Annotated in this window: 9 protein-coding genes; 2 read left to right on the forward strand and 7 right to left on the reverse strand. The window is 59.4% G+C overall.

Annotated elements, in window-relative coordinates; genetic code table 11:
• Positions 1 to 291: 291 nt before the first annotated feature.
• Positions 292 to 1,398: a dienelactone hydrolase family protein gene (locus HMPREF0178_RS07075; protein ID WP_009368105.1), complete on the forward strand. Its 1,107-nt coding sequence runs from the start codon at positions 292 to 294 to the stop codon at positions 1,396 to 1,398.
• A gap of 195 nt (positions 1,399 to 1,593) precedes the next feature.
• Here the strand turns inward: HMPREF0178_RS07075 and fusA are convergent, their stop codons facing one another.
• The 3 genes from fusA to rpsL all read right to left on the reverse strand — a co-directional run bounded on the left by fusA (position 1,594) and on the right by rpsL (position 4,749).
• The gene (gene fusA / locus HMPREF0178_RS07080; RefSeq protein WP_009368106.1) at positions 1,594 to 3,672 is read right to left on the reverse strand and encodes an elongation factor G; all 2,079 of its coding nucleotides are present in this window, start codon (positions 3,670 to 3,672) and stop codon (positions 1,594 to 1,596) included.
• Positions 3,673 to 3,684: 12 nt separating this feature from the next.
• Positions 3,685 to 4,155, reverse strand: a complete 471-nt coding sequence (gene rpsG / locus HMPREF0178_RS07085; RefSeq protein WP_005027858.1) for a 30S ribosomal protein S7 — start codon at positions 4,153 to 4,155, stop codon at positions 3,685 to 3,687.
• Positions 4,156 to 4,374: 219 nt separating this feature from the next.
• Positions 4,375 to 4,749 carry a 30S ribosomal protein S12 gene (gene rpsL / locus HMPREF0178_RS07090; protein WP_005027859.1) on the reverse strand — a complete coding sequence of 125 codons (375 nt, stop codon included), beginning with the start codon at positions 4,747 to 4,749 and terminating at the stop codon, positions 4,375 to 4,377.
• A gap of 488 nt (positions 4,750 to 5,237) precedes the next feature.
• Between rpsL and HMPREF0178_RS07095 the strand changes: the two genes are divergently transcribed.
• Positions 5,238 to 6,419, forward strand: coding sequence for an iron-containing alcohol dehydrogenase (locus tag HMPREF0178_RS07095; RefSeq protein ID WP_009368108.1), 1,182 nt, complete (start codon positions 5,238 to 5,240; stop codon positions 6,417 to 6,419).
• A 374-nt stretch (positions 6,420 to 6,793) separates the two neighbouring features.
• On the opposite strand, the gene HMPREF0178_RS07100 is transcribed toward HMPREF0178_RS07095, so the two are convergent.
• The 4 genes from HMPREF0178_RS07100 to HMPREF0178_RS07115 form a co-directional block, all read right to left on the reverse strand.
• A complete protein-coding gene (locus HMPREF0178_RS07100) occupies positions 6,794 to 7,630 on the reverse strand; it encodes a hemolysin family protein (protein ID WP_009368109.1) in 837 nt (278 codons plus the stop codon).
• Positions 7,631 to 7,845: 215 nt separating this feature from the next.
• Complete coding sequence (locus HMPREF0178_RS07105) at positions 7,846 to 8,961, reverse strand: ABC transporter permease (protein ID WP_009368110.1); 1,116 nt, start codon at positions 8,959 to 8,961, stop codon at positions 7,846 to 7,848.
• A 100-nt stretch (positions 8,962 to 9,061) separates the two neighbouring features.
• A complete protein-coding gene (locus HMPREF0178_RS07110) occupies positions 9,062 to 10,228 on the reverse strand; it encodes an ABC transporter permease (RefSeq protein WP_009368111.1) in 1,167 nt (388 codons plus the stop codon).
• On the reverse strand, positions 10,225 to 10,977 hold the full coding sequence (locus tag HMPREF0178_RS07115; protein ID WP_232281229.1) for an ABC transporter ATP-binding protein: 753 nt from the start codon (positions 10,975 to 10,977) through the stop codon (positions 10,225 to 10,227). The genes HMPREF0178_RS07110 and HMPREF0178_RS07115 overlap by 4 nt, the downstream gene beginning before the upstream one ends.
• Between the last annotated feature and the right edge of the window lie 380 nt (positions 10,978 to 11,357).

The following is an 11,357-nucleotide window of genomic DNA, read 5'->3' on the forward strand; positions in this document are numbered from 1 at the left end:
CCCCCCTCCACTTCAAAGACTTTTGTGTTTATCGAACCCCTGTTTCCAGCGTTCCCTAAGACGGATTACCGTTTGAAGCAGCGTACAGGTTAAAGATGGAATACTCTGGACCGGACCGGCCCTCACTGATGAAAAGCCGAGCCGCCCGTTCCCCCTGCCATCTTCTCCGCAATTCCCTTTTCTCATCATTCACGGTAGGGTGCCAAAACGCAACGGGGGACCTTCGTACCCCTTCCTGACAAACCTCAAAGGGAACCGCGTTCCCTTTCCTCAGCAGATACCGGAGCCATCGTGACGCGCCGTTTTCTCTTTTTCCTGCTCGCGTTCCTCATACTGACCTGCACGGCGTATGCAGCGCCTCTTCAACCGGGCTTTAAAACCCTCGGCATCTGGGATCCAGCCAAAAACGTGCGGCTGGACTTCGCCGTCTGGTACCCCAGCCGTTCCGCGTCCTTTCAGGTCAATTACGGAGACTGGAGCTTCTCCGCCGCACGCGGCAGGCCTCCCGTGGAAGGAAAACACCCTCTCATCCTGCTCTCCCATGACAGCGCGGGCTCACGCTTTTCCCTGCATGAACTGGCATCGGAACTCGCCCGCAACGGCTTTGTCGTCCTGGCCTTCACGCATCCCGGCGACAATGTGGACGACATGGGAGCCCTTTTCATGCCCGTACAGGTGACCGGCCGGGCCAAGCAGCTCACGCAGGCACTGGACATCGCCCTAGCCGATCCCGAGACGGCACCGCTCATCGATCCCGATCGCATCGGCGTCCTTGGCGTCGGCTCCGGGGGCACGGCAGCCATGCTCATCGCCGGAGCGCGGCTGGACGCGACCGGTTGGCCCATCTACTGCGCCGGAAAGGAAGAAAACGCCGATCCATACTGCACGCCGTGGGCACGGCAGCGCATGGGGGCTTTTTCCACCACTCCCAACCTTTCCGTACCCTACCGCGACAGGCGTGTCCGCGCCGCAGCTGCCGTTTCCCCTTCCTATGCCATGATGTTCACTCCCGCCAGCCTGTCCCGCATCCGGATTCCCCTTCTGCTGCTTCGTGCCGAGAGGACGCCTCTCTATACCCTCCAGCACGCGGAACGCCTCCTGAGCGCCATGCCCCAGCCTCCGCAGCTTGGCGTATTGCCCGATGCGGATACAGCAAGCCTGATGTCATCCTGCGGCGACAATCTGGATCAGACGCTTCCTGAAATGTGCCTTGCCGTCTCTCCTTCGCGCCGGAAGGCCGTACAGACGAAAATGGCCGCCGAATCCGCCGCCTTCTTCCTCAAATACCTCGGAACCCCCAATCCTCCACCGCTTCCTCCTGAACCCGAGGACAATCCCCAAATCACATCACATCCCGCCACGCCGGAAAAGAACACGGCCCGCAAGAAGAGGCGGTAGAGATTCGGAGATGGACAAAAAACAAGTGCGGCCGTTGCCTCTAAAAAGGGAACGGCTGCCGAGTGAAAAGCGGTCTTTGGAAACAGACACCCCAGACGTTTTCCGTCCGGGGTGTCTGTTTCCAAAGACCGCGCCGAGGGGTCAAGGGGGACATCATGCCCCCCTTGCCGCCGGAGGCGCATCTTATCGTATGGTTTAGTTCGCAGTCTTCTTGCTGACTTCTTCAGCGATAGCCGCGGGCACCTTTTCATAGTGGTGGAACTGCATCGTGAAGGTCGCGCGGCCCTGCGTACGGGAACGCAGGTCCGTGGCGTAGCCGAACATTTCGGACAGCGGAACCTGAGCGCGGACAACCTGAGCGCCGGCGCGGGCTTCCATGGACTGCACGCGGCCACGGCGACCGTTGAGGTCGCCCATCACGTCGCCAAGGTAATCATCGGGGGTCACCACTTCCACGTCCATGTAGGGTTCGAGGAGAGCGGGGGTCGCCTTCTGCATGGCGTCCTTGATGGCCATCGAACCGGCCACATAGAAGGCCTGTTCGGAGGAGTCGACTTCGTGGTAGGAACCGAAGACCAGAGTGACCTTCACGTCCACAACCGGGAAGCCGGCGAGCACACCGGACTTCAGGGCGTCCTGAATACCCTTGTCGATGGAAGGAATGTATTCCTTCGGAATCACGCCGCCGGTGATCGCGTTGACGAACTCGTAACCCTTTTCCGGGTTGGGCTCGACTTCGATCACGCAGTGACCGTACTGGCCGCGGCCGCCGGACTGCTTGGCGTACTTCAGGTCGGACTTGCTGGGCTTCGTGATCGTTTCGCGGTAGGCAACCTGAGGCTTGCCGACGTTGGCGTTCACGTTGAACTCGCGGACCAGACGGTCGACGATGATGTCCAGATGCAGTTCGCCCATGCCCGCGATGAGGGTCTGGCCGGTCTCTTCGTTGCCCTTCACGCGGAAGGACGGGTCTTCCTTCGCCAGCTTGTTGAGCGCGGCGGAGAGAGCGTCACGGTCGGTCTTCGTCTTGGGTTCGATGGCGACTTCGATAACCGGTTCCGGAATATCGAGGGATTCGAGCACCACGGGACGCTTTTCGTCACAGATCGTGTCGCCGGTGGAGGCAAGCTTCATGCCCACGAGAGCCACGATGTCGCCGGCGCCGGCGGACTTGATGTCCTCACGCTTGTTGGCGTGCATACGGAGCAGACGGCCAAGGCGTTCCTTCTTGCCGGTGTTGGCGTTGTACAACGTGGAGCCGGCTTCGATCACGCCCGAGTAGATACGGAAGAAGGCCAAGTGGCCCACGAAGGGGTCGGAAGCCAGCTTGAACACGAGACCGGCGAGCGGTTCCTTGTCCGAGCTGGGGCAGACGATTTCTTCTTCCGGCTTGTCGGGGTTGTGGCCCACCATCTGATCGATATCGAGAGGAGAAGGCAGGTAGTTCACAACGGCGTCGAGCAGCGGCTGCACGCCGATGTTACGGAACGCGGTGCCGCACAGGACGGGCACGATGCTCTGACGGATGGTACCCTTGCGGATGCAGGAATTGATTTCCTCGACGGTCAGTTCATGGCCTTCGAGGTACTTTTCCATCAATTCTTCATCTTCTTCCGCCACGGTGTCCAGCAGCTCAAGGCGCTTTTCCTCGTAGAGATCCTTGAGATCCTCAGGGACTTCACCATAGGTGATCTGAAGGCCCTTGGATTCTTTTTCGAAGCGGACGGAGCGGCCATTGATGAGGTCGACAACGCCGTCGAACTTGTCTTCAGAACCGATCGGGATCTGGAGGCAGACGGGCTTCGCCTTCAGGCGGTCGCGGATCATGTCCACGCTGCGGAAGAAGTTGGCGCCGATGCGGTCCATCTTGTTGATGAAGCAGATACGGGGCACGCCGTAACGGTTGGCCTGGCGCCACACGGTTTCGGACTGGGGTTCCACGCCGGCGACGGCGTCGAACACGGCCACGGCACCGTCGAGCACGCGCAGGGAACGTTCCACTTCGATGGTGAAGTCAACGTGGCCGGGAGTGTCGATGATGTTGATCTGGTGATCAAGCCAGAAACAAGTCGTCGCGGCGGAAGTGATGGTGATACCGCGTTCCTGTTCCTGCGCCATCCAGTCCATCGTAGCGCCGCCCTCGTGGGTTTCGCCGATTTTGTGGTTTTCGCCGGTGTAGTACAGGATACGTTCGGTCGTCGTGGTCTTACCGGCATCGATGTGAGCCATGATGCCGATGTTCCGCATTTTTTCGATAGGTGCTAAACGAGACATGTTTCTCCCCGACTACCAGCGGTAATGCGCGAAAGCCTTGTTGGCTTCGGCCATGCGGTGGGTGTCTTCCTTTTTCTTCACGGCACCGCCGCGGCTGTTGAAGGCATCCAGAAGCTCGGCGGCGAGCTTGTTGGACATGCCTTTTTCACCACGGGAACGGGCGTAGGTGATCAACCAACGGATGGAAAGGGAGACCTGGCGGTCAGGACGCACTTCCATAGGCACCTGATAGGTGGCGCCGCCCACGCGGCGGGCCTTGACTTCGAGGTGAGGCTTCACGTTTTCGAGAGCCTTTTCGAAGGCGCGCAGCGCTTCTTCGCCCGTCTTTTCGGCGAGGACTTCAAGAGCGCCATAGAAAATCTTTTCGGCAGCGCCCTTCTTGCCGTCGTACATGAGACGGTTCACGAAACGGGCGGCCAAGCGGCTGCCATAAATCGGATCAGGCAGAACTTCCCTTCTGGGGATAGGACCTTTACGGGGCATGAAAATTCTCCGGGTAACGCGGACGCGTTACGTCAGGGGTTGCAGTGCTATGCGGTTTCCCGAGGCGGCGGGCCGCCCGGGCTGCCTTGGTGTGTTCCCACTGCGCCCCTCCCGTTGCGGGGGGGCATGGACGCGCACCCATGGCATGACACTGTGATGCGAAAATTCGCAAAGACGGCGGATGTGCCGTCAGACCTCTTGCCGGGAAAGCTTTGCGGCTTAGGACTTCGGACGCTTGGCGCCGTACTTGGAACGACGCTGGCGGCGATCCTGCACACCGGAGGTATCCAGAGTACCACGGACGATGTGGTAACGGACACCGGGAAGGTCTTTTACACGGCCGCCGCGAATCATGACGACGGAGTGTTCCTGAAGGTTGTGGCCTTCACCGGGGATGTACGCGGTGACTTCGAGGCCGTTGGTGAGACGCACACGGGCGACCTTACGCAGAGCCGAGTTCGGCTTCTTCGGGGTCGTCGTGTACACGCGGGTGCACACGCCGCGGCGCTGGGGGCAAGCCTGCAGGGCCGGGGTCTTTTTGTGCTTCACAACCTTCTTCCGCGCGACGCGGATAAGCTGGTTGATAGTTGGCATCTGTTTTCCTCCATAGGAGTGGGTAAATGTTCCGAAAGGAGTTACCCCTACAATGGATATTTTTTGTTGTCAAGCCCATTTGCAAATCGGCGGAGCCCTTCCAGCCCCTCTCGGGGCGGAAAAGCCCGCCCCCCGGCTTCCCTCTCTCCGGCACCGGATAGGCGTCAGGACTATCCATTTGAGCAATTCGCTTTATTTCATTGCCGATCATAAATCATTTCTGAACATGTTTGTTCAATCAACAAATTGAATGAATGCACAATCTATTTCTATGTGAAAAAATATTTTATCTTTCGTGAGAAAAAGCACCTTTCACATGCAAAAAAATCTTTTTTCACATGTAGTGTATTTTACAAAAGCCTATTGACCTGTTTTTTGAAACATCATAGGTTGCCCCAAAAGAGATAAGAAGGTTTCTATATTTTCTCTGTTTCTACTTTTCTTCTTGCCTTGTTTATGCCCATCTATAAACAGTGGAGGATACCACAATGGCTATTGTTGAAAAAGTTGACGGCTTCTTTATTCCCAACGTTACGCTTATTGGTGTAGGCGCCGCAAAAGCTATCCCCGAACGTATCGTTTATTTGAACGCCACGAAGCCGTTGCTTGTCACGGACAAAGGTATCGTCCACACCGGCATCCTGAAACAGATTACGGATATCCTCGACGAAGCGGCGATGGAATACGCCATCTATGATGAGACGGTTCCAAACCCCACCGACCTTAATGTCGCCGCAGGCGTCGAACTGTACAAGAAAGAAGAATGCGACAGCCTCATCTCCATCGGCGGCGGTTCTTCCCATGACTGCTGTAAGGGCATCGGCCTCGTCGTTTCCAACGGCGGCAAAATCCACGATTATGAAGGCGTGGACAAGTCCACCAAAGCCATGCCCCCCTACCTCGCCGTGAACACCACCGCGGGTACGGCCTCCGAAATCACCCGTTTCTGCATCATCACCGACAGCGCCCGCAAAGTGAAAATGGCCATCGTCGACTGGCGCATCACCCCGAGCGTCGCCATCAACGACCCCATCCTGATGGTGGGTATGCCCCCGGCCCTGACCGCCGCCACCGGCATGGACGCGCTCACCCACGCGGTTGAAGCCTACGTTTCCACCGGCGCTACCCCGCTGACCGACGCCTGTGCCGAAAAGGCCATCAAGCTGGTTTCCGAAAACCTGCGCCGCGCCGTGGCCAACGGCAGCGACATCCACGCCCGCGAAGGCATGTGCTACGCCCAGTACCTTGCCGGTATGGCCTTCAACAACGCCAGCCTCGGGCACGTGCACGCCATGGCCCACCAGCTCGGCGGCTTCTACAACCTGCCCCATGGCGAATGCAACGCCATCCTCCTGCCCATCGTGGAAGAGTACAACCTGCTCGCCCATTTGGACAAATTCATCAATATCGCCAGCATGATGGATGAAAACATAGAAGGCCTTTCCAAGCGCGATGCCGCCGAACTGGCCATCTCCGCCATCCGCCGCCTGTCACAGGATGTGGGTATCCCGGCCAGCATCACCGAGCTTGCCAAGCGGTACGGCAAGGAAGTCAGCCGCAGCGACATCCCGACGATGGTCGCCAACGCCCAGAAGGACGCCTGCGGGCTCACCAACCCCCGCAAGATGACCGACGCCGCTGTCCAGCAGCTGTATGAAGCCGCGTTTTAAATGAAGTGAATATATCGGGGGAGGGCGCTTTTTGAAAAAAGCCCCCTCCCCCGAACCCCCACCCGCAAAAACTTCGACTGGTGGGGAGGCAGCGCGGCAGAAGTTCCGTTGTGTGGAAAGAAAAAGACGAGCCGCTCTTTGCTTCCCCCCTATATCTTTTTAGAGAGGAGCGGCGGAATGCCATTCCTCAATTCACCCCTCCGAAATTTTCAGAGAAGAACTGTTCCAGAACTGCCCGGCGGCAACCTCCAACACCGGGCAGAGGACGCCGGTAACCGTCCGCAAGATGAAAAGGAAAAGGCCGGAACCCAGCGTTGGGTTCCGGCCTTTTCCTGCATTGAGGGCTCCCCTTGCGGGGGAGCCCTCTCATCCGTCTATTCGGCGCCGTTCTCTTCCTGCGTGGCGGGTTCCACGATCACACGGCGGATTTGCTTGGCGTCGGCTTCGTCCACGATGAACCGCCAGCCGCCGCACTCGAAAATTTCTCCCTTCTCGGGAACATGCCCGGCTTCAAGGCACAGGTAGCCGCCGATGGTATCCACCTCGTCAGCCTCCAGATTGATGCCGAGTTCTTCCAGATCCTCAAGGTAGGCGCGGCCGGACAGCGCATAACGCGAACCCCCGAGAGGATGGATATCCTCTTCCTTGGGCGCGTCGTGCTCGTCTTCGATGTCGCCCACGATCTCCTCAAGGATGTCCTCGATAGTGGCGAGGCCGGACGTTCCGCCATATTCGTCCACGGCAATGGCGATATGGTTCTTGCGGGACCGGAATTCCTGAAGCAGCTCGCTCACGATCTTGGTTTCGGGTACAAAAAAGGGCGAACGCATGATTTCGTCCACCGCAGTATGGTGCTTGGCCGGATCGACGAGGAGGCTGATGAGATCCTTGGCGTAGGCGATCCCGATGATGTTGTCGCGCGTATCCTTGTAGATGGGCAACCTGGAATGTCCGGTTTCCAGAATGCACTGCGCCACCTCGCTCACGGGTGCGCCCGTAGGCATACAGTCGAAATCAGTTCGCGGGGTCATGATGTCCTGCACCTGCACATCGTCAAGGCGCAGGATGCTCAGGATCATGGAGCCTTCGGCGAGGTCCAGTTCCCCTTCGTCGCGGGCTTCCATGACGGCCTGCTCGATCGAGTCGCCCGAGCGGCCTCCGAACAGGTTGCAGACCCGATCCCACAAACTTTTGTCCGTACTTCGGTCCAAGCGTATCTCCTCAGGTAAAGGTGGAGGGATGACGGCGTTCCTGCCGGGCAGGGGCTGCGCCTGATCCCTGAGTGGAACTCACGTACACTATTCCATGCGTCTTTGCTACCGGCGGCGCGCCTCCCGGACGCCCTTCGCGGGGCCCCGGCAACGCCTTGCGCGACATGCTCTTTTCTTTATAGCCATTCCTGAATCGATACGCAACGTGTCGGGCCCTATGCCTTACGCGTAAACATCCAGATCGCGCACAGCATGGATACCGCCGTGATCGCGGCGATCCGCGCGCTGCTGTCCAGTGCGGCACTCATGGTGATATCCTTGAGGAACAGCCCCTGAAGGATCACGATAAAATGCCGCAAGGGGTTCAGCTGGCTCAGATCCTGTAAAAACATCGGCATGTTGTTTATGGGCGTCATGAATCCCGAAAGCAGGATGCACGGCACGCCCACGGTGAAGCACCCCAAGAAAGCCTGCTGCTGCGTGGAGGCGAACGAGGACACCATAAGCCCGATGCTGCTCACCGAAAGCGAGAACAGCAGCATGGTCACGTACAGCACCGCCACTGACCCCACAAAGGGCACCTTGAAGAACCCGATTATGGAGAAAAAGAAGATGGTCCCGTGCACAAGCCCGACCACGCAGCCGGGGATCAGCTTTCCGCAGGCGATCTCCACCGGGCTCGCGGGCGAAACGAGCATCTGGTCGAACGTGCCGAGCTCCCGTTCCCGCGCCACGGTCAGGCCGGTAATGATCATCCCCATCAAGAAGTTGATCGTGCCGATCAGGTTCGGCAGGATGAACCAGCGGAAATCGAGGTTCGGGTTGAACCAGTTCAGCTCCTCGACCTCGACGCGGGAAGGCTTGGCCTGCACGAAAGCGGGCGTCGCCGTTGCCAGCCCCTGTACGATTTGCTGGACATACTGCGTCAAAATCTGGGCGGTGTTGGATCGCCGCCCGTCCAGCAGCAATTGCACTTCGGCGGGCACGCCCCGCTCCACTTTGGCGGAAAAGTCGTTCTGGAAGTGCATCACCACCAGCACGTCCTGCCGATTGATGGCTTCCTCGGCCTTCTTGAAATCGTCTTCGAACGTGATGTGCCTGAAGGTCGGCGAACCGCGCAGCCGGCTGATGACCTCCTGACTCCAGTACCCCGAGTCTTCGTTGATCACCACCACGTCCACGTTCTTCACTTCCATCGTGGCCGCCCACGCAAAGATGAATATCTGGATGACCGGCGGGATCAGCACCATGAACCGGCTCTGCCGCGTGCCCATGAGCACCAGCAGCTCTTTCCGCGCAATCGCAAGGATACGGCGAAGCGTTCGCATCATAAAATAGACCTCCGGTAACAGGCGGCGCCCCTTGCCCCTTCATTGGAGAAAGGCAAGAAGCTGGAGGGGATCCCTTTTTCCGGAAGCCCTCTCCCAAGGTTCACACATCCAACCGCTTCACCAGCTTCCTGTACGTGATGACCAGAAAGGCGGCGCCAAGCCCGAGCATAAAGGCCATACGCGGAAGGAACACAGGCCAGATATCCCCGGCAAGGAAGACCGTCTGAAGCGCCGTGTTGAAGTGCCGCGCGGGGATGGCCAGCGTAAGGTATTGCAGCGCGTCGGGCATACTGTTGATGTCAAAAATGAACCCGGACAGGATGACGGCGGGCAGAAACCCGGTGATCAGCCCGGTCTGGGCGGCAAGAAGCTGCTGCTTGGTGAGAATGGAAATGAGCAGCCCCTGCCCAAGAGCGGGCATGAGGAAGGTGCTCGACAAGACAAACAGGGCGAATACCGATCCGCGCAGGGGAACCTCAAACAGGAACACCCCGGCCAGCGCGCAGATGGTCATGGAAAACATGCCGAGGAAGTAATACGGGATAAGCTTTCCGAGCAGGATCTGCATCCGGGTCACGGGCGTGGCGAAAAGGGATTCCATCGTCCCCCGTTCGTACTCGCGGGCAATGACCAACGCCGTGAGCATGGTCCCGATGAGCGTCATGACGATGGTGATGGAGCCGGGCACCAGATACCAGCGGCTCTTCGCCGCCGGGTTGAACCAGTAGCGCGGGGCCACGTCAAGGGGCTGCTTCTGGATAACCCCGCCGGGCGTGCGGGTCTGCTGCCAGTTGGCGATGACGCCCTGGCTGTAGCCGCGTATGAAGTTCGCCGTGTTGGGCTCGCCTCCCGACACGATCACCTGAATGGGGGCGACGGCCGCCTTGCCCTGTCCGCCCACGAGCAGCGCCTCAAAGTTGTAGGGAATGACGATGAAGCCCGAAATCACGCTGTCGCGCATCATACGCCCGGCTTCGGAACGCGACCGGGCCTGATGGACCCGGAAGTTCGGGGAATGGGCAAAGTTTTCCTGTAATTGCAGCCCGGACTGGCTGTTGCTTTCATCGAGGATCACGATGTCCATGACCCCGGCATCCAGCGTGATGCCGTAACCGAACAGCAGCAGAAAGATCATGGGCAGGATTGCCGCGACCAGATAGGAGGACGGATCACGGATGATCTGCTTGCTCTCCTTGCCCATGAGCGCGAAAAGCTGCGCGAGCCACTGGAACACGGGCCGTGTCCGGCCCGGATCGGCATTGCTCATGCGTGACCTCCCTTGCGCTGCACTTCCTCAATATATGCGATGAACGCCTCTTCGAGCGTCATGTCCGCCGCACCGCCGTTTTTCGCCGCTCCGGGCGCTTTGCCCTTGAGCTCGTCGGGCGTGCCCCGTGCAATGATGCCGCCCTGAAACACCAGCGCGATTTCGTCGCAATATTCGGCCTCTTCCATAAAGTGGGTCGTGACGAGCACCGCCACGCCGTTCTGGGTCATGGCGTTGATGTGCTTCCAGAATTCCCGGCGCGTCCGGGGGTCGACGCCCGATGTCGGTTCGTCGAGGAACAGCACGGGCGGCTCGTGCAGCGTGGCGCAGGCCATGGCAAGCCGCTGCTTCTGCCCGAGCGGCAGATTGAACGCCCGGACGTCCCGGAACGTTTCCAGATCCAGCGCCTCGACAAGCTGTTCGATACGCGGCTTCACCCTGCCCCGTTCCAGCCCGTACAGATCCGCCATGAGCCGCATGTTCTGCTGCACGGTCAGTTCGCCGTAGAGGGAAAATTTCTGCGCCATGTAGCCGAGTTTGGCCCGTGCGGCCCCGCCCGCGGTAAGCAGGTTCATGCCCGCGACGAAGCATTCGCCCTCGGTGGGGCGCGACAGGCCGCACAGCATCCTGAACGTCGTGGACTTCCCCGCCCCGTTGGGGCCAAGCAGCCCGAAGATGCGCCCCGGCTGCACCTCGAAGGTGATATCGTGCGCCGCGACGAATGTTCCGAACTTCTTGGTCAGGCTCACAGCGCGGATCACAGGCTGTGAGGCGAGAGCTGGGGGCTGGGTGGAATCGCCGGGGGAAGGGAGGAGAAACTTTTCTGGAGAAAAGCTTTCTCCTCCCTTCCCCCGGGCCCCCATCCCTCCTCTTCCAAAGACTTTTGCGCTTATCGAATCCCTGTTCCCATACTTCCCCGAAGGCGAAGAGGCTGAAGATAGCTCTGTTGAAGAGGTATCCGCGACGGGCGTTTTACTCAGCTTGGCGTTCTCTCCGGCATGGGAGCCGCCTACCCCTGCCGATTCAGCGGAAGTCCGAGAGACGGCCCCGCCTTCCAAAAGGGCCCCCGCCTCCCGCCCGCGTGCGAAAGTCTTGGGAAAGGGAAGGGAGGGGGTCCGGGGGAGGGAGA

It is taken from the genome of Bilophila sp. 4_1_30 (assembly GCF_000224655.1).
Taxonomy (GTDB): domain Bacteria; phylum Desulfobacterota; class Desulfovibrionia; order Desulfovibrionales; family Desulfovibrionaceae; genus Bilophila; species Bilophila wadsworthia.